The following is a 20,248-nucleotide window of genomic DNA, read 5'->3' as shown; positions in this document are numbered from 1 at the left end:
AAGGTTGAAACAGATTAAAGCTACTTTATTTTGATCAACCTACTTTTTTTAAACGAGATGGGGCGTTATATGTCTACAAGGGACGATAAACGACCATCAAAAAGGAGCAAGCGCGATGGATCATGATATTGCAGTGATAGAACGAATCGCTCCTGATGTGATGCAAACCGTAGAACAACGCTTTAGAATATTAAGAACCATTTACTGGATGCAACCAGTTGGCCGACGAACGTTGGCAATGAAGATGGATATTACTGAGCGCAGTTTACGAACTGAGACAGAGTATTTAAAACAATTGAACTTGATTAATGTCTCTAAAAGTGGCATGACTCTAACAGATGAAGGACTTGAGGTCCATCAAGGATTAGAAGAGTTTATGGAACAATATTCTGAAACCCAAGTAAAAGGGCGTCAGTTAGCAAAAGCTCTAAACATTGAGCAATGCGTCATTGTGACAGGAGATAGCGATCAAGAACCAAAAGTATTAAATAACTTCGGTAGTATTGTATCGGACATGTTAGACAGTCAACTACCAAACGGAGAGAATGTTATCGCCGTTATGGGTGGAACGACAATGGAAACAGTCGCAAACAACATGCATAAGTTAGACACACCTAAGAGGCACAATATCTTTGTACCAGCTCGAGGTGGCGTTGGCGAAACAATTAATATTCAAGCAAATTCGATTAGTGGTATGATGGCTGAAAAAACAGGTGGAGATTTCAAAGTATTATATGTACCAGAGCAAGTAAGCCCTGAAACGTATGAGAATTTACTCCAAGAACCGACAGTCCAAAAAGTATTAGGACTTATCTCTAATGCCAACTGTGTGATCCACAGTATTGGACGAGCGCTACATATGGCTAAACGAAGAGGAATGACTCAAGAGCAATTAGCAACTCTGACAAACAGAGGCGCTGTGGCTGAATCCTTTGGTTACTTCTTCGACAAACATGGCAAAGTGGTCCATAAAATACCACGGATTGGTCTTCAATTAAAAGACCTTGAAAAAATACCTTATGTTATCGCTGTTGCTGGAGGCAAAAGTAAAGCCAAAGCCATCGAAGCATATTGTAAAAACGCTCCTTATCAAACGTGCTTAGTCACAGATGAGGGACTAGCTAATCAGATTTTAAAAGAGGAAACTCTTTAAAAATAAATAAATTTTTTTCGATTTTCTAAAGGAGGAAATCTTACATGACAGTTAAAGTAGGAATTAATGGTTTTGGACGTATCGGACGCTTAGCATTCCGTCGTATTCAGGAAGTTGAAGGATTAGAAGTTGTTGCAATTAATGACTTAACAGATGCAAACATGTTAGCTCATTTATTAAAATATGATACTACACAAGGACGTTTCAATGGTGATGTAGAAGTTCACGATGGCTTCTTCAATGTTAACGGTAAAGAAGTTAAAGTATTAGCTAACTCTAACCCAGCAGAATTACCTTGGGGAGAATTAGGCGTAGATATCGTTTTAGAATGTACTGGATTCTTTACATCTAAAGAAAAAGCTGAATTACATTTACAAGGTGGAGCAAAACGTGTTGTTATTTCTGCACCAGGTGGTAATGATGTACCAACTATCGTTTACAACACTAACCATGAAATCTTAACTGGTAAAGAAACTGTTATCTCAGGCGCGTCATGTACTACTAACTGTCTAGCACCTATGGCAGACGAATTAAACAAAAACTTTGGTGTTGTTGAAGGATTAATGACAACAATCCACGCTTACACAGGTGACCAAATGACTTTAGACGGACCACACCGTGGTGGAGATTTCCGCCGTGCCCGTGCTGCTGCTGAAAACATTATTCCAAATACAACAGGTGCTGCTAAAGCTATCGGCTTAGTAATTCCTGACTTAAATGGAAAATTAGACGGAGCTGCTCAACGTGTTCCTGTTGCAACTGGTTCATTAACAGAATTAGTAACAGTTTTAGAAAAAACAGTAACAGTTGAAGAAATCAACGCTGTAATGGAAAAAGCTGCTAACGAATCTTACGGTTACACAACAGACGAAATTGTATCATCAGATATCGTAGGTATGACTTACGGTTCATTATTTGATGCTACTTTAACGAAAGTTATGACTGTAGGCGACAAACAATTAGTTAAAACAGTTGCTTGGTATGATAACGAAATGTCATACACAGCTCAATTAGTTCGTACATTAGAATACTTCGCAAACTTAGCTTAATTTTATCATTAACTAAATTTGAAGTATGGATAGGAGCGGGGAAGCAATCGCGCTTCCCCGCTTTTTTTTAAACCACTGGAGAGGATGACTCATTTTGGCAAAAAAAATCATAGAAGATTTAAATCTAACTGACAAAAAAGTATTAGTACGTGTGGACTTTAACGTTCCTTTAAAAGATGGAGAAATTACTAACGACAATCGTATTGTAGCAGCTTTACCAACAATTAATTACATCGTAAACAATGGTGGAAAAGCCATTCTTTTCTCTCATTTAGGACGTGTTAAAACAGAAGAAGATAAAGCCGGAAAATCATTAAAACCTGTGGCAAAACGCTTATCAGAGTTATTAGAAAGACCGGTAACGTTTATTGCTGAAACACGTGGAGCTGAGTTAGAAAAAGCGATTGATAACATGGCAGCTGGAGATATTGTGGTTGTTGAAAACACTCGTTTTGAAGATATTGATGGCAAGAAAGAAAGCAAAAACGATCCAGAATTAGGTAAATACTGGGCATCATTAGGTGATGTGTTTATCAATGATGCGTTTGGTACGGCTCATAGAGCACATGCATCAAACGTTGGAATAGCTTCTAACTTACCATCAGCAGCTGGTTACTTAATGGATAAAGAAATCACATTCATTGGTGGCGCTGTTGACGAGCCTAAACGTCCATTCGTGGCGATCTTAGGAGGGGCAAAAGTATCAGATAAAATCGGCGTGATTGAAAACTTAATCGATAAAGCAGATAAAATTCTAATCGGTGGCGGTATGACTTATACGTTTAACGTGGCTCGTGGAATGACGATTGGCGATTCTATTGTTGAGTTAGATAAAGTGGAACTAGCGAAAGAATTACTAGAAAAAGCTGGGGATAAACTGATCTTACCTGTGGACACTGTATGTGCAGCAGAGTTTAGTAATGATGCTAAAACAGAGATTCTTGAAGGTAATATTCCTGATGGATTAGAAGGTCTAGACATTGGACCAAAAACAATCGAGTTATTCACTAATGAATTACAAGGTGCTAAAACCGTTGTATGGAACGGACCAATGGGTGTTTTTGAATTACCAACATTTGCTAAAGGCACAATCGGTGTCTGTGAAGCAATTGCTGAATTAGAAGACGCAACAACCATTATCGGTGGTGGTGACTCTGCAGCCGCAGCGATTCAATTAGGCTATGCAGACCAATTTACACATATTTCAACAGGTGGTGGCGCGTCTCTAGAATACCTAGAAGGCAAAAAATTACCAGGTGTAGAAGCTATTTCTGATAAATAAAACAAACAATTTGAAGGAGACGTTAACATGCGTAAACCAATTATTGCAGGTAACTGGAAAATGAATAAAACAGCTTCAGAAGCAGCAGCTTTTGCAGAAGCTGTTAAAAATAAAGTACCATCAAATGATACAGTGGATTCAGTGGTTGGAGCACCAACCTTATTCTTAGCAAGCTTAGTAGAAGCAGCTAAAGGAACTGATTTAAAAGTATCTGCACAAAATAGCTACTACGAAAACAGTGGTGCTTTTACAGGTGAAAACTCACCTTACGCTTTAGCAGACTTGGGTGTGGACTATGTAATTATTGGACACTCTGAACGTCGTGAATATTTCGGTGAAACAGACGAAATGATCAACAAAAAAGCCAAAGCAATTATTGCCAATGGTATGACACCTATTCTTTGTTGTGGTGAGTCTTTAGAAACATACGAAGCGAATAAAACAGCTGAGTGGATTGAAGGACAAATTACAGCAGGCTTAGCTGACTTAACAGACGAACAAGTGTCTAACTTAGTGATTGCTTATGAACCAATCTGGGCAATCGGAACAGGTAAATCAGCAGATGCTAACATTGCGGATGACATCTGTGGCGTGGTACGTCAAACGGTTGCAAAACTTTACAACGATGACGTAGCTGGTAAAGTACGTATTCAATACGGTGGTTCAGTAAAACCTGAAAACATCAAAGAATATATGGCAAAAGAAAACGTAGATGGCGCATTAGTTGGAGGCGCTAGTTTAGAAGCTGAATCATTCTTAGCTTTATTGGAGGCTGTTAAATAATTATGAGTAAAGCACCTATCGCAATGATTATCTTAGACGGTTTTGGTCAACGTGACGAAGTAATGGGAAATGCCGTTGCTCAAGCAAAAAAACCAAATTTTGATCGTTATTGGAATCATTTCCCTCACAACACATTAAAAGCATCTGGTTTAGACGTTGGTTTACCTGAGGGGCAAATGGGTAACTCAGAAGTCGGCCATACTAATATTGGAGCTGGACGTATTGTATATCAAAGTTTAACTCGTGTGGACAAAGCAATCCTTGATGGAGAGTTTCAAACAAACGAAGCCTTAAACAATGGTATCCAACATGCGTTAGACAATGACTCTAACTTACACTTATTTGGTTTATTATCAGATGGTGGGGTTCATAGTCATCAAAAACACCTGTATGCTTTGTTAGAAATGGCAAAAGCAAAAGGGGTTAAGAACACTTATATTCACGCCTTCTTAGATGGACGTGACGTGGCGCCTACATCAGGTTTACAGTATATGGAAGAACTAGTGGCTTTCATCAAAGAACTTGGTTACGGAGAAGTTGCGACAGTCTCAGGTCGTTTTTACGCGATGGACCGTGACAAACGTTGGGAAAGAGTAGAGAAAGCTTACAACATTATTGTTAATGGTGAAGGCAATCATGCCACTGACCCAATTGAAGCGGTTAAAGCATCTTATGCTAACAGTGTAAACGATGAGTTTGTAGTACCAACGGTTATTGACAAAGAGGGTCAACCGGTTGGAGCTGTTAAAGACAATGATGCTATCATCTTCTTTAATTTCCGTCCTGACCGCGCGATTCAATTATCTAATGCGTTCACAGATACTGAATGGGAACATTTTGACCGTCACAATCATCCAAACAACATTAAGCTTGTGACGATGACCTTATACAATCCAAGCATTGTAGCGGAAATTGCTTTCCCACCGATTGAAATGAAAAACGTGATTGGTGAAGTCTTATCAAACAAAGGTCTAAAACAATTACGTATTGCTGAAACTGAAAAATACCCACACGTTACCTTCTTTATGAATGGTGGCCGTAATGAGGAATTTGAAGGAGAAAGCCGTATTTTAATCAACTCACCTAAGGTTGAAACCTATGATTTACAACCAGAAATGAGTGCTTACGAAGTCACTGATGCTTTAGTAGCAGATATTGAAGCAGACAAACATGACGCGATTCTATTAAACTTTGCTAACCCAGATATGGTGGGGCATTCAGGTATTTTAGAAGCAGCAATCCAAGCGATTGAAGCCGTTGATGAGTGTTTGGGCCGTGTCGTTGACGCGATTCACGCTAAAGGTGGACACGCGATTATCTTTGCAGATCATGGTAACTCAGAAACAATGACAACACCAGAAGGTAACCCACATACAGCACACACAACTGTGCCTGTACCTGTGATTGTGACTAAATCAGGTGTGACATTAAGAGACGGTGGTCGTTTAGCAGATATCGCTCCAACTATGTTAGATTTACTTGGTGTTGAAAAACCTGACGAAATGACAGGAACATCATTAATTAAATAGAAAACGTGCTTTTAATTGCATGTTAGACAAAAAATCGTTAAAATAAACTATGGAAGCTATTTTTCCTTAGCTATAAAACAATTATCCTAAAGGAGAGAAAAAAACAATGTCAATTATTACTGATATTTATGCTCGCGAAGTCTTAGACTCACGTGGTAACCCAACAATCGAGGTAGAAGTTTATACAGAAAGCGGTGCTTTTGGTCGCGGAATGGTGCCTTCAGGCGCGTCAACTGGTGAATACGAAGCGGTTGAATTACGTGATGGTGATAAATCTCGTTATTTAGGAAAAGGTGTTTTAAAAGCTGTTGACAATGTGAACAACATTATTGCTGAAGAATTAATCGGCTATGACGTTAGAGATCAAATGGCTATTGACAAACGTATGATCGAATTAGATGGTACACCAAACAAAGGTAAATTAGGAGCTAACGCTATTTTAGGTGTGTCAATTGCTGCTGCTCGCGCTGCTGCAGACTACTTAGAAATTCCTTTATACCACTACTTAGGCGGATTTAACACTAAAGTATTACCAACACCAATGATGAACATCATTAACGGTGGTTCTCATGCTGACAACAGTGTTGACTTCCAAGAATTCATGATCATGCCTGTAGGTGCTCCAACATTTAAAGAAGCTATCCGTATGGGTGCTGAAGTATTCCATAACTTACAAAAAGTATTAAAAGCAAAAGGCTTAAATACTGCTGTTGGTGATGAAGGTGGATTCGCACCAGACTTAGCATCAAACGAAGAAGCATTAGAAGTTATCATTGAAGCGATTGAAGCTGCTGGTTATGTTCCAGGCAAAGACATCCGTCTTGCAATGGACGTTGCATCATCAGAATTCTACAACAAAGAAACTGGTATGTACGACTTAACATCAGAAGGACGCTCATTAACATCTCAAGAAATGGTAGCATTATACGAAGAATTATGTGCTAAATACCCAATCATCTCAATCGAAGACGGCTTAGATGAAAACGACTGGGAAGGATTCAAACACTTAACAGAAAAATTAGGTAAAAAAGTTCAATTAGTTGGTGACGATTTATTCGTAACAAACACTGAAAAATTAGCTCGTGGTATCGAAGAAGGTATCGCTAACTCAATCCTAATCAAAGTGAACCAAATTGGTACATTAACAGAAACATTTGAAGCTGTAGAAATGGCGAAACAAGCTGGTTACACTGCTGTTATCTCTCACCGTTCTGGTGAAACAGAAGATGCAACAATTGCTGACATCGCTGTTGCAACGAACGCTGGTCAAATCAAAACAGGTTCTGCTAGCCGTACTGACCGTATCGCTAAATATAACCAATTATTACGTATTGAAGACCAATTAGGCGAAATGGCTGAATACAAAGGTCTTGCTTCATTCTACAACTTAAACGACAAATAATAACACGTTTAAATAAAGCTTATTCTACGGGAATTAAAACTATTCGGACGTAACACCCTCTAGCACTTGCTGGAGGGTGTTTTTTTGTTTGGGTGGAGGTAGACTAATTTCCTTATTTGCTTAATTTTAGTTGTTTTGAGTAGAAAAAGCGTTCCTAGATAGCAGTACAAAAATAATTGGTATAGTTTGTTTTGTTATTTAAATTCTAGGGAGATGAGCATTCGATTTGAGGCTTAGCATGCCATAAGAGACAAGTTATGATTGCGACTTAAAGGAGTCAACGAATGGGTTACAAGGGGATGTTATTTATATATTCTTTTTATATAACGAAGCGGATAAGTTAATTGTATATAGGTTTATGGATCTATTATTGATATAATATTAATAAATAATATTTACTAGGAGGTATTTATGAAATATATAATCGGAATTATAGTTATAGCATTAATTGTTAGTATATGGTTGTATTACAAAAAGAAGCATGATAAAAAAGAAAATACAATCAATGATATAAACTTAGATAATGTGTCAAATACAATCAAGGGACAATCCTGTGATAATCCTTTCAATGAAAAAATAGATATATTATTAGGTGAAATTACTAAAAGTGAGTTTGATGAAACTAAAATGATTGAGGTTATTGATCCATCTGTACTTTCATATGTAAGTTCATTGATACCAGTGATTGTTAATGAGTCTGCTAGTTTGTTAAACCAACTTAATAGGCCTAAAGGAAAGCTGTATGAAGTAATTATGCCGAATGGAGCAACTCTAGTAAACTCAAAAGATATGGTTGGTGCTTCTAGAGGTTTTTTTAGAGATGCTACAGGCGTTTCAGGACATGCGAATTTAGTTTCTGTAGAACTAGGTTCTAAGTTAGGTAATGTTATGGGGACTGTATCATCTGTAATGAACATAGCGTCGATTATGGTAGGACAATATTATATGTCAGAGATTAATTCGAGATTGCAAACTATTGAAAATGACATAAAAAGTATAAGTAGCTTTCAAAAAAATGAGTTTGAAAGTAATGTTATTACAAAAATAGTTGATGTTATGGAGTTATCAAAATTTAGTGATGAAATTGTTAGAAGTAATGAATTAAGGTTAAATAAATTAAATCGAATTGAAAACTTAAAAGGTGAAATAGCTCAATTGATTGAACAACTTATACTTCAAATTGAACAAGAATTAGTAGAGTTGAATAAGAAAAAAATCATGGAATATGAAGAAAAAAGTAAAGGTTTAGATAAGCAAATAAAATTTTTGATTAGTTTAATGTTGTCTCTTCAAGAACTTGGAAATATTGAATTAGTTTTAGCAAAAGGAGAGAGATCGAAAGAACTAGTTTTTAATCGATATAATATTGAAGAAAAGAAAGTCCTATCTTTATTTGAAGTTATTAAATCATGGCATAGTGATAATGGTGTTGTTTATGAAATTGATTTAGAAAATAAACGCAGACCTAAAAAAGGTGTACGAAAAACAGTTAGCACTGTTCAAGCCATTCGAGATGAGAGTAAAAAATATGATTACTTAGAAACTAATTTTTCTCAAATTATAACTAACCACTTAAAGTTATCTCTAGAGGACCCGGTGCAGATAACGAAACCTGAAAAAGTTAGGATCATCTATAATAGTGAAAATGATAAAAGTTATATAGCGTTAGATTAGTATTTTATAACACCATTAATTATATTTGTCGAGAGTGTTGCTAATTCATATTTATGAAATAAAATTTATAAAAATAGAAAGAGATTTTCCGATTTTTGATATATATATATACAAATAGTTTTCAAATAAAAATAACAAAAATATAAATGTTTTAATTTTAGGAGGAACACAATGACTATAAATGCTGATTTTAGAGTGATAGATTTATTTAATGGTAAAGTAATCGAAAGTAATGAAACACCAGAAATTACTGGAACTCTATACGATGTAATTAGACAATTTCAAGGTCAAACATATATGCTCAGTCAAAACACCGGGTTTATAGATTTTAAGGGTAATAAAATTTATGAGCATGATTATATATTTTTTTATGATTTGAAAAGTAACGAATTGGGAGAAACGATTTACACTAAAATTGGAGAAGGACGTGTAAAATTAGGAGTTTGGGGTACATGTGTAGAAACGTTGAATAAAGAAACTCGACAAATAGATACTTATTATTTATCTAATCAAAAGATAGACTTTGAAAAAAGAGGAGACTATTTCTATATAAATGAAGATTAAGTTTAACTATGTATATTGTTTGTTTAAAAGAAAATAATTAAATAATCTTTAATTTTCTATAAGTAAAATATTGCTAAATACAACCAATTATTACGTATTGAAGACCAATTAGGCGAAATGGCTGAATACAAAGGTCTTGCTTCATTCTACAACTTAAACGACAAATAATAACACGTTTAACTAACGCTTATTATAACTGTTTTAAAACTATTCGGACGTAACACCCTCTAGCACTTGCTGGAGGGTGTTTTTTTAGTTCTCCCAATAACTATGATAAAATAAAGGTATCAAGTTGTTACTAGGAAAGGAAGATAATATGAAGGTTGGCGTAATCGGTTTGGGTGGTATTTTTAAGAAAGCTTATTTACCTGTGTATGCTGCAAATAGAGGGAAGGTTGATTTCTATTTCGCCAGTACAAACAAGGCAACAAAGACGTTACTAAGAGATGAGTATGGGTTTCAACATTTTTGTGAGACGTTGGAAGAGTTGTTAGATTTAGGGATTGACGCGTGCTTCATTCATTCTGCTACTAAGGCTCACTTTAAGTTGGCGAAGCAATGTTTAGATGCAGGGATTCATGTGTTCATGGATAAGCCTTTGAGTGAAGAATACGAGGAAACAGAAGCCTTATTATCTCTAGCAGCGAAACAGGATCTGGTGTTGATGACAGGCTTTAATCGCCGATTTGTTCCGAGTGTGGAGAGAATCAAAGAGCAGAAAGACAAACGTATTATCTACTTAGAGAAAAACAGAGCTTTTGCGGATTTTACACCGAAGTTTGCGATTAATGATATGTTTTTACATTTAGTGGATACAGCGGTGTATTTATTAGATAGTCCCACCGTTTCAGTGGTTTCTTCTAAATGTGTAGGAGATGAGGTATTAGAGTATGCCACGTTACAATTGGAAGCAGAAGGTGTGACAGCTATTATTTCTATGGACATGAAGAGTGGGGCGCATACGGAAATGTTCCGCAGTACCAGTAGGTCCGGGATTATAACGGTGACAAACTTATCTGATACCACAGAAGAAACACCAGAAGGAGTCATGTCAATTAACACATCTGATTGGACACCGACTCTAGTGACACGAGGGTTTGATCCAATGATAACCGCCTTTTTAAGCTTCTTAGAAACAGGAGATAAAACGGCACTTCGTCAAGAGAATGTGTTACTGAGTCATGAATTGTGTCGACAGGTATTGATGAGTTAAAATAAATGAAAATGACAAAGAGACGTGTGATAAATCATAGGTTATAGGACAATAGGTGATAGTTACTCATTTTTAGGAATGTCATAATGATTTGAAAGAACTAACAAAACACCCCAGAACGAAGCATAGAGCTTCTTTCTGGGGTGTTTTTATTCTAATTAAGGGATTCAAACACCCTTGAAGGTAGTTCAGAGGGGGCCACTTCTTCATAGGTAATGATGTGTTTTCCTTTGCTTGAAATCTTTAGGTAAGCCTCTTTTTTCAGCTCATGATCTGCAGTAAAGGTAATGTGTCGTTTCTTTGTGGTTTCATCAATGGCTTGTTGAGTGTAACTTGCGATGCCGTAGCCATTAACACTATCAGCTTCTTTTGTTTTGACGTAAAGAGTGCTTTCTTTAACAAGAGGATTTAGTTGATCTAAGACCCCAGCTAATTCTCCGTTACTATTTTCTGCATATAGTTTCGCTCCAAATAACCCACCAAGGGCTATTAGAAGAGTTGCTCCCATTATTTTTATGGCTTTCATCGTATCTGTCCTTTTCTTATGATTTGTTCTCACTTTAGAATAACCTGATTGTAAGAAAAGCACCTCAAACAGAATGACTAATTATGACTCAGACTTATGACGGATGTTGTATTATTTATCGAAGGAGTGGACGAACAGAGTTAATTTTTTTAGGTCTACTTCGTAATGAGTTCCAACCTTGGTTAAGTACCCATTGTCTTTGAAGTATTTAAAGGTATGCAAAAAATGTCGATAGCTAACACCTAGATACTCAGCGATTTCTGTATGTTTCTCGTTATAGGTACCATCTAAGGCGGTTGCGAGTAACAACTTGGCAACTCTTATTTTTAATTCTTGTGTTTGTTGTTCTTTTAAGTGAGTCATTCGTTGTATTAATTTTTTCCCAATGTAGCGAGAAAGAAAGAGTAAAAAATCATTGTTCGTAAGAAGTTTTCTTGTGACAATGTCTGTAGGGATACCTAGACACAAGGTATCACCTATAGCAATGACATCCTTCGTGGTTTCTTCAGCTTCAACAATAGCTAATTCACCAATCAAGTCATCAGCTTCTAAGAATTGCAAAATAAGTCGTTTTCCGTTGTCTTGATTGGCAACAATCTTCGCACGTCCTTCTAGTATGACGTAAAGATAATTGAGAGAATCAGCTTCCTTAATGATTGGCTCACCATTATCGAAATAACAAATAAAGGACTCTTGTAACACGGCTAAATCAAGGCCAGGTATAGATTGCGTTAAATGATGATGATCGGCAAGGTAGGTAGTTTTTTTCATTTTTTTCCTTTCAAAAATAGGCTATATCTCATATTAGCATTTTTTTCAAGCTGATAATATAAGTTGTAAGGAGGATTTACTATGAATAAATTAATCAAATCATTGTTTTATTATGTTTTAATCGCAATTGGTATATCTTTAACGATCAAAGCGAATATAGGTGTCAGTAGTTTCAATTCTTTAAATGTGTCTGTTGCTCAGTTGTGTGCGCTTCAAATAGGTACGGTGACAGCGATAGTAAATGGTATATTCTTAATCGGTTGTCTGATAGTAGACAGAGAGAAGAATATTGGTACTTATTTACTCATGGTCGTTTCAACGTTGAGCTTTGGAGCAGTGCTCAATGGTGTTTATTACTCCATTTTTAGCTATTTTGAGGTAAGTTCTTACGTCGTAAAGATACTCTTATTCGTTGTAGGCGTTATTGTGGCCGGGATTGCTACAGGACAGGTGGTTAGAATAGGTGTGTTAACTTTTCCAATTGAGGCCTTTTGTCAATTAATGGCGAAGAAAAACAAGGGCTCATTTCGAGCATATCGTTACGGGATAGATGTTGTATGTGTTCTTATCTCTTTGACTCTCTCTTTTAAAGCCTCGTTACCTATTGTAGTTAGGGAAGGTACTATTGTGAGTTTGTTCTTATTATCAGGGATGATCAACTGGTCAAAACAAAGAAAGTTTTGATGCTTGGTTAGTTGAGATGATAATAAGTATTATTCTATAAAAATAAGAAGGCCAGTTCCGACAGTTATTAGATGTTGTAGATACTTTAGTTAATCTCAATATTCAAAACACATATTTTTTAATTATCTTATTTTTCCAATATAAACATACTCCCTCATTATATTTTTTTTGTATGGATGATTAACATTATTTAACATATTGGATAAAAAACGGATAAAATGGCTAGATGACGTGTTTTTGACATATTATTATATAACCCTATTGTTATTTTTATGATAATGGTATATACATATTAATATAATATGTTACTTGTTTTAATACACAAAAAAGTTTTTTATATATAACGAAGGTTATATTTTTATGAATAGTAAAATATAGGGGGACCTTAGGTTGTTAATACAATATTTAATTATTATTATCACTTAAAAAAAACGTATATTTTTATATTTTTATTAATGTGACGATTATTATAATAAAAAAAAAAACGATATGTTTATATTTGTCTTAAGTTATTTTATTGTATATGATAAATTTACACGCTGACAAAAATACTAATTGGGAGGAAAAAGAATTGAATCATAAGGATGGATACAAAAAAAGATATAAAATGTACAAATCAGGTAAGTTTTGGGTTGTTTCAGGACTATTGTTTCTAGGAAGTACGACTATTAGTGGAATGACAGTGAAAGCAGAGGAAATGATTAAAAATGACTCTGAAAGTATTGAAATGGTTACACCTAATGCTGTATATAGTGACGAGGATGATGAAGATGATAATAGTTCTAATGTCATTAATCATCGAACTGTACCAGCAGATATTAATCTAGAAGTAATCGATAACGAAGAAGTAAATAATCAAATTAAGCAAGATAACATAGAGGATAAAATAGAGGAACCAATTGAAACGTTAGATGAAAAAAATGATGACGTTACTGTAGAAAACGAAGAAGCATTTTTATTAGCTATTAACTCAGTAAAAAGTACAGATAAAGTAGTTACAGGAACCGCTAATAAAAATAGCAATATTGTTGTGTCGGATGATCAAGGAAACATACTAGGCCATACAACAGCAGACAATTTTGGTAATTTTTCTATTGATTTAAGTAGTTTAGAAAATGTCAATAGCATTAGTGTTGAGTCTGATTATTCAAGTTTAGACAATAAAGCAATGAGTGTTACAGTAGAAAAAGTAGCTTATGAAACGGAAGAAAAAAGTATTAAAACAGATACAACCTTAACAGATGTTGAAAAGGAACCGAAAACAGATACAGAAATTAAACTTTTTAAACAAGATATAAATGCGTCACATGAAGAAACTATTACTGCTAATAGTGGTAATACAGAAGTAGTCATTTCTTCTCCTAAGTCTATAGATACTTTGAATGAAAAAATGTTAACCGTTGCGAGATATGCTATTAAGTACCCAAATAGTAATAATAGATATAATGATGATCTTTTGATTTCCTATGATCCTGAGACTAAAATAACTTATGCTTTAAGAGTAGATAGAAACACTAATGAAATAAAGCAAAGAGTGAAGATGTCCAAATCAGATCAACAAATTGGTTTTGGTCAAAATGCATTATTTAAATTTAATTCTGCAGGATATGAATTGAATGGAGCATCAAATATTAACAGTACTACAATGAAGATAATTGAAAGATATGGAGAAGCTGTGGACGGTGGTAAGTGGCAAGCTAATTATAAAAAAGAAAAATTACCGGCTAATGTTAAACTTTCAGTAAACTTTGTAGATGAATTAGGTAATAAAATTATTGAAAGTGATTTATTTAGTTTGTTTCAAGGACAAAGTTATGCTATTACAAGCGTACCAAAAGAATTAGAAGGTTATAAATTTATTGAATATGTGGGAAACAAAACGGGAGATGTATTAACAGGAGATAATTTGAATGTCAATTACATATATAGAATTATTAATGTAGAAATTAACCAGCCAACAGAAGGAGATAGAGTGGTCACTGGAACAGGGACACCAGGCGATGACATTAGGTTAACAGATAAAGATAATAATTTGATAGGTGAAGGACAAGTAGGAGAAGATGGTAAGTTTGAAATTACGCCAAAGCGCCCATTAGTACCGAACGAAGTTATTACAGCAACACCAAGTACTGACGGAAAACCGGGTAACCCTTCAGATACGACGGTAGCTGAAAAACCATTTGACAAAGACGCACACAAACCAGAGGTTAACCAACCAACGGAAGGTGATGAGTCAATCACAGGTAAAGGTCAACCAGGCGATAACATTGTGATAACTGACAAAGATGGTAACGTGATCGGTGAAGGAGAAGTCGATAAAGATGGCAACTTCGATATCAAACCAAACCGTCCGTTAGTACCGAACGAAGAAATTAAAGTAACGCCAAACACAGATGGCAAAGAAGGTACAGAAACAGATACGACCGTATCTGAAAAACCATTTGATAAAGATACACACAAACCAACGATTGATGAACCATCTCAGGGTGATGAAGTTATATCAGGTACAGGAACGCCTGGAGATACAATTACTATTACTGATGAAGAGGGAAATGAATTAGGTAGTACTGTTGTGGAACCTAATGGAGATTACGAAGTAACAACTAATCGTCCACTAGTAAAAGGTGAAACAGTAACAGCAACACCAAGTGTTGAAGGGAAAACAGGTACACCAGAAACTGCCGTTGTATTTGACAAAGATAGCCATAAGCCAGAAGCTAATACACCTACAGAAGGTGATACTAAAGTAACTGGTAAAGGTCAACCAGGTGATGTGATTATTGTTAAAGACAAAGACGGAAACCGTTTAGGTGAAGGTAAAGTTAATGAAGATGGTACATTTGATATCACTGTTGATCGAGAGTTATTACCAAATGAAATCTTAACATTGACACCTTTAACGAATGATAAAGAAGGTACCCCCACAGATACGACCGTATCTGAGAAACCATTTGATAAAGACGCACACAAACCAGAGGTTAACCAACCGACGGAAGGTGATGAGTCAATCACAGGTAAAGGCCAACCAGGCGATAACCTTGTGATTACAGACAAAGATGGCAACGTGATCGGTGAAGGAACAGTTGATAAAGATGGCAACTTCGATATCAAACCAAACCGTCCATTAGTACCGAATGAAGAGATTAAAGTAACGCCAAACACAGATGGCAAAGAAGGGACACCAAGTGATACAACAGTCGCTGAAAAACCATTTGATAAAGAGGCTCACAAACCAGAGGTTAACCAACCAACGGAAGGTGACGAGTCAATCACAGGTAAAGGCCAACCAGGCGATAACCTTGTGATTACAGACAAAGATGGCAACGTGATCGGTGAAGGAACAGTTGATAAAGATGGTAACTTCGATATCAAACCAAACCGTCCATTAGTACCAGGAGAAACAATCACGGTGACACCAAATACTGGTGACAAACCAGGTACACCAACAGATACAACGGTATCTGAAAAACCATTTGATAAAGATGCGCACAAACCAGAGGTTAACCAACCAACGGAAGGTGATGAGTCAATCACAGGTAAAGGCCAACCAGGCGATAACCTTGTGATTACAGACAAAGATGGTAACGTGATCGGTGAAGGAACAGTTGATAAAGATGGTAACTTCGATATCAAACCAAACCGTCCATTAGTACCGAATGAAGAGATTAAAGTAACGCCAAACACAGATGGCAAAGAAGGCACACCAAGTGACACAACAGTCGCTGAAAAACCATTTGACAAAGACGCACACAAGCCAGAGGTTAACCAACCAACGGAAGGTGACGAGTCAATCACAGGTAAAGGTGAACCAGGCGACAAGATTGTGATTACAGACAAAGATGGTAACGTGATCGGTGAAGGAACAGTTGATAAAGATGGCAACTTCGATATCAAACCAAACCGTCCGTTAGTACCGAATGAAGAGATTAAAGTAACGCCAAACACAGATGGCAAAGAAGGGACACCAAGTGATACAACAGTCGCTGAGAAACCATTTGATAAAGAGGCACACAAACCAACGATTGATGAACCATCTCAGGGTGATGAAGTTATATCAGGTACAGGAACGCCTGGAGATACAATTACTATTACTGATGAAGAGGGAAATGAATTAGGTAGTACTGTTGTGGAACCTAATGGAGATTACGAAGTAACAACTAATCGTCCACTAGTAAAAGGTGAAACAGTAACAGCAACACCAAGTGTTGAAGGGAAAACAGGGACACCAGAAACTGCCGTTGTATTTGACAAAGATAGCCATAAGCCAGAAGCTAATACACCTACAGAAGGTGATACTAAAGTAACTGGTAAAGGTCAACCAGGTGATGTGATTATTGTTAAAGACAAAGACGGAAACCGTTTAGGTGAAGGTAAAGTTAATGAAGATGGTACATTTGATATCACTGTTGATCGAGAGTTATTGCCAAATGAAATCTTAACATTGACACCTTTAACGAATGATAAAGAAGGTACCCCCACAGATACGACCGTATCTGAGAAACCATTTGATAAAGACGCACACAAACCAGAGGTTAACCAACCAACGGAAGGTGACGAGTCAATCACAGGTAAAGGCCAACCAGGCGATAACCTTGTGATAACTGACAAAGATGGCAACGTGATTGGTGAAGGAGAAGTTGATAAAGATGGCAACTTTGACATAAAACCAGATCGTCCATTAGTACCAGGAGAAACAATCACGGTGACACCAAATACTGGTGACAAACCAGGTACACCAACAGATACGACCGTATCTGAGAAACCATTTGATAAAGACGCACACAAACCAGAGGTTAACCAACCAACGGAAGGTGACGAGTCAATCACAGGTAAAGGTGAACCAGGCGACAAGATTGTGATTACTGACAAAGATGGTAATGTGATCGGTGAAGGAGAAGTTGATAAAGATGGTAACTTCGATATCAAACCAAACCGTCCATTAGTACCGAATGAAGAGATTAAAGTAACGCCAAACACAGATGGCAAAGAAGGGACACCAAGTGATACAACAGTCGCTGAAAAACCATTTGACAAAGATGCGCACAAACCAGAGGTTAACCAACCAACGGAAGGTGACGAGTCAATCACAGGTAAAGGCCAACCAGGCGATAACCTTGTGATTACAGACAAAGATGGCAACGTGATCGGTGAAGGAACAGTTGATAAAGATGGTAACTTCGATATCAAACCAAACCGTCCATTAGTACCGAATGAAGAGATTAAAGTAACGCCAAACACAGATGGCAAAGAAGGGACACCAAGTGATACAACAGTCGCTGAAAAACCATTTGACAAAGACGCGCATAAACCAGAGGTTAACCAACCAACGGAAGGTGACGAGTCAATCACAGGTAAAGGTGAACCAGGCGACAAGATTGTGATTACAGACAAAGATGGTAATGTGATCGGTGAAGGAGAAGTTGATAAAGATGGCAACTTTGACATCAAACCAGATCGTCCATTAGTACCAGGAGAAACAATCACGGTGACACCAAATACTGGTGACAAACCAGGTACACCAACAGATACGACCGTATCTGAGAAACCATTTGATAAAGACGCACACAAACCAGAGGTTAACCAACCAACGGAAGGTGACGAGTCAATCACAGGTAAAGGCCAACCAGGCGATAACCTTGTGATTACAGACAAAGATGGCAACGTGATCGGTGAAGGAGAAGTTGATAAAGATGGTAACTTCGATATCAAACCAAACCGTCCATTAGTACCGAATGAAGAGATTAAAGTAACGCCAAACACAGATGGCAAAGAAGGGACACCAAGTGATACAACAGTCGCTGAAAAACCATTTGACAAAGACGCGCATAAACCAGAGGTTAACCAACCAACGGAAGGTGACGAGTCAATCACAGGTAAAGGTGAACCAGGCGATAACCTTGTGATAACTGATAAAGATGGCAACGTGATCGGTGAAGGAACAGTTGATAAAGATGGTAACTTCGATATCAAACCAAACCGTCCATTAGTACCGAATGAAGAGATTAAAGTAACGCCAAACACAGATGGCAAAGAAGGCACACCAAGTGACACAACAGTGGCCGAAAAACCATTTGACAAAGACGCGCATAAACCAGAGGTTAACCAACCAACGGAAGGTGACGAGTCAATCACAGGTAAAGGTGAACCAGGCGACAAGATTGTGATTACTGACAAAGATGGTAACGTGATCGGTGAAGGAACAGTTGATAAAGATGGTAACTTCGATATCAAACCAGATCGTCCATTAGTACCAGGTGAAACAATCACAGCGACGCCAAACACAGACGGCAAAGAAGGTACACCAACAGATACGACCGTATCTGAGAAACCATTTGACAAAGACGCGCATAAACCAGAGGTTAACCAACCAACAGAAGGTGACGAGTCAATCACAGGTAAAGGTCAACCAGGCGACAAGATTGTGATTACTGACAAAGATGGTAACGTGATCGGTGAAGGAACAGTTGATAAAGATGGTAACTTCGATATCAAACCAAACCGTCCATTAGTACCGAATGAAGAGATTAAAGTAACGCCAAACACAGATGGCAAAGAAGGGACACCAAGTGATACAACAGTCGCTGAAAAACCATTTGACAAAGACGCACACAAACCAGAGGTTAACCAACCAACAGAAGGTGACGAGTCAATCACAGGTAAAGGTCAACCAGGCGACAAGATTGTCATTACTGACAAAGATGGTAATGTGATCGGTGAAGGAGAAGTTGATAAAGATGGCAACTTTGACATCAAACCAGATCGTCCATTAGTACCAGGTGAAACAATCACAGCGACACCAAGTACAGACGGCAAAGAAGGTACACCAACAGATACGACCGTATCTGAGAAACCATTTGATAAAGACGCACACAAACCAGAGGTTAACCAACCAACGGAAGGTGACGAGTCAATCACAGGTAAAGGCCAACCAGGCGATAACCTTGTGATAACTGACAAAGATGGCAACGTGATCGGTGAAGGAACAGTTGATAAAGATGGCAACTTTGACATCAAACCAGATCGTCCATTAGTACCAGGAGAAACAATCACGGTGACACCAAATACTGGTGGTCAACCAGGTACACCAACAGATACGACCGTAGCCGAAAAACCATTTGACAAAGACGCGCATAAACCAGAGGTTAACCAACCAACGGAAGGTGACGAGTCAATCACAGGTACAGGCCAACCAGGCGATAACATTGTGATTACTGACAAAGATGGCAACGTGATCGGTGAAGGAACAGTTGATAAAGATGGTAAATTCGATATCAAACCAAACCGTCCGTTAGAAAAAGGAGAAACATTAATAGTGACACCTTATACTAACGGCAAATCAGGGACTCCAACTGAGATAACGGTAAAAGCGAAAGAATCCGATGGTAAACACACACCAAAACCAGAAGAAAATGGGACTAACAAGCCGAATAAAGACTCTATTATTGGAAAAGATATGACAACAAATAGTAATACTTCAGGTAAGAAACAAACATTACCTCAAACAGGAAGTGTCACATCCACAGGTTTAATGTCATTAGGAGCTATTCTTTCAAGCTTATCTGGACTATTTATCTTTAGACGTAATAGAAAATAAACATTATTATATAGTAAAAAAACA

General features: G+C 37.1%; 13 protein-coding genes and 1 pseudogene. 12 read left to right on the top strand and 2 right to left on the bottom strand.

What is annotated here, in order from left to right; genetic code table 11:
• Positions 1-115 precede the first annotated feature (115 nt).
• From ACVWM0_RS08130 to ACVWM0_RS08085, 10 genes and pseudogenes are all read left to right on the top strand, one after another.
• Positions 116-1,153: a sugar-binding transcriptional regulator gene (locus ACVWM0_RS08130; RefSeq protein ID WP_476472140.1), complete on the top strand. Its 1,038-nt coding sequence runs from the start codon at positions 116-118 to the stop codon at positions 1,151-1,153.
• A gap of 44 nt (positions 1,154-1,197) precedes the next feature.
• Positions 1,198-2,202: a type I glyceraldehyde-3-phosphate dehydrogenase gene (gene gap, locus ACVWM0_RS08125; RefSeq protein ID WP_476472139.1), complete on the top strand. Its 1,005-nt coding sequence runs from the start codon at positions 1,198-1,200 to the stop codon at positions 2,200-2,202.
• Between the two features lie 94 nt (positions 2,203-2,296).
• Positions 2,297-3,484, top strand: coding sequence for a phosphoglycerate kinase (locus tag ACVWM0_RS08120; RefSeq protein ID WP_476472138.1), 1,188 nt, complete (start codon positions 2,297-2,299; stop codon positions 3,482-3,484).
• A gap of 27 nt (positions 3,485-3,511) precedes the next feature.
• Positions 3,512-4,267: a triose-phosphate isomerase gene (gene tpiA / locus ACVWM0_RS08115; protein ID WP_476472137.1), complete on the top strand. Its 756-nt coding sequence runs from the start codon at positions 3,512-3,514 to the stop codon at positions 4,265-4,267.
• A gap of 2 nt (positions 4,268-4,269) precedes the next feature.
• Positions 4,270-5,796 (top strand): 2,3-bisphosphoglycerate-independent phosphoglycerate mutase, encoded by a 1,527-nt coding sequence (gene gpmI / locus ACVWM0_RS08110; protein WP_476472136.1) that lies wholly within the window; start codon positions 4,270-4,272, stop codon positions 5,794-5,796.
• A gap of 106 nt (positions 5,797-5,902) precedes the next feature.
• Positions 5,903-7,198 (top strand): phosphopyruvate hydratase, encoded by a 1,296-nt coding sequence (gene eno, locus ACVWM0_RS08105; RefSeq protein WP_476472135.1) that lies wholly within the window; start codon positions 5,903-5,905, stop codon positions 7,196-7,198.
• 411 nt (positions 7,199-7,609) lie between these two features.
• On the top strand, positions 7,610-8,872 hold the full coding sequence (locus ACVWM0_RS08100) for a hypothetical protein (protein WP_476472134.1): 1,263 nt from the start codon (positions 7,610-7,612) through the stop codon (positions 8,870-8,872).
• Between the two features lie 171 nt (positions 8,873-9,043).
• Complete coding sequence (locus ACVWM0_RS08095) at positions 9,044-9,436, top strand: hypothetical protein (RefSeq protein WP_476472133.1); 393 nt, start codon at positions 9,044-9,046, stop codon at positions 9,434-9,436.
• Positions 9,437-9,505: 69 nt separating this feature from the next.
• A pseudogene (locus ACVWM0_RS08090) lies at positions 9,506-9,604 on the top strand (hypothetical protein); the annotation flags it as partial.
• 148 nt (positions 9,605-9,752) lie between these two features.
• Positions 9,753-10,649, top strand: coding sequence for a Gfo/Idh/MocA family protein (locus ACVWM0_RS08085; RefSeq protein ID WP_476472132.1), 897 nt, complete (start codon positions 9,753-9,755; stop codon positions 10,647-10,649).
• A gap of 154 nt (positions 10,650-10,803) precedes the next feature.
• On the opposite strand, the gene ACVWM0_RS08080 is transcribed toward ACVWM0_RS08085, so the two are convergent.
• A complete protein-coding gene (locus ACVWM0_RS08080) occupies positions 10,804-11,175 on the bottom strand; it encodes a YxeA family protein (protein WP_476472131.1) in 372 nt (123 codons plus the stop codon).
• Between the two features lie 111 nt (positions 11,176-11,286).
• Positions 11,287-11,946: a cyclic nucleotide-binding domain-containing protein gene (locus ACVWM0_RS08075; protein ID WP_476472130.1), complete on the bottom strand. Its 660-nt coding sequence runs from the start codon at positions 11,944-11,946 to the stop codon at positions 11,287-11,289.
• Between the two features lie 81 nt (positions 11,947-12,027).
• Between ACVWM0_RS08075 and ACVWM0_RS08070 the strand changes: the two genes are divergently transcribed.
• Positions 12,028-12,630, top strand: a complete 603-nt coding sequence (locus tag ACVWM0_RS08070) for a YczE/YyaS/YitT family protein (RefSeq protein ID WP_476472129.1) — start codon at positions 12,028-12,030, stop codon at positions 12,628-12,630.
• 571 nt (positions 12,631-13,201) lie between these two features.
• Positions 13,202-20,224, top strand: a complete 7,023-nt coding sequence (locus ACVWM0_RS08065) for an Ig-like domain-containing protein (RefSeq protein ID WP_476472128.1) — start codon at positions 13,202-13,204, stop codon at positions 20,222-20,224.
• Positions 20,225-20,248 lie beyond the last annotated feature (24 nt).

Source organism: Vagococcus sp. 211 (assembly GCF_056322705.1).
The sequence above is the reverse complement of the archived record's forward strand: the minus strand, read 5'-3'. Positions and strand labels throughout refer to the sequence as shown.

What these genes read in the sequence shown, in the direction of transcription:
- ACVWM0_RS08130 (WP_476472140.1), top strand. Translation starts at nt 116, where the DNA reads ATGGATCATGATATTGCAGTGATAGAACGAATCGCTCCTGATGTGATG.
- gap (WP_476472139.1), top strand. Translation starts at nt 1,198, where the DNA reads ATGACAGTTAAAGTAGGAATTAATGGTTTTGGACGTATCGGACGCTTA.
- tpiA (WP_476472137.1), top strand. Translation starts at nt 3,512, where the DNA reads ATGCGTAAACCAATTATTGCAGGTAACTGGAAAATGAATAAAACAGCT.
- gpmI (WP_476472136.1), top strand. Translation starts at nt 4,270, where the DNA reads ATGAGTAAAGCACCTATCGCAATGATTATCTTAGACGGTTTTGGTCAA.
- eno (WP_476472135.1), top strand. Translation starts at nt 5,903, where the DNA reads ATGTCAATTATTACTGATATTTATGCTCGCGAAGTCTTAGACTCACGT.
- ACVWM0_RS08100 (WP_476472134.1), top strand. Translation starts at nt 7,610, where the DNA reads ATGAAATATATAATCGGAATTATAGTTATAGCATTAATTGTTAGTATA.
- ACVWM0_RS08095 (WP_476472133.1), top strand. Translation starts at nt 9,044, where the DNA reads ATGACTATAAATGCTGATTTTAGAGTGATAGATTTATTTAATGGTAAA.
- ACVWM0_RS08085 (WP_476472132.1), top strand. Translation starts at nt 9,753, where the DNA reads ATGAAGGTTGGCGTAATCGGTTTGGGTGGTATTTTTAAGAAAGCTTAT.
- ACVWM0_RS08080 (WP_476472131.1), bottom strand. Translation starts at nt 11,175, where the DNA reads ATGAAAGCCATAAAAATAATGGGAGCAACTCTTCTAATAGCCCTTGGT.
- ACVWM0_RS08075 (WP_476472130.1), bottom strand. Translation starts at nt 11,946, where the DNA reads ATGAAAAAAACTACCTACCTTGCCGATCATCATCATTTAACGCAATCT.
- ACVWM0_RS08070 (WP_476472129.1), top strand. Translation starts at nt 12,028, where the DNA reads ATGAATAAATTAATCAAATCATTGTTTTATTATGTTTTAATCGCAATT.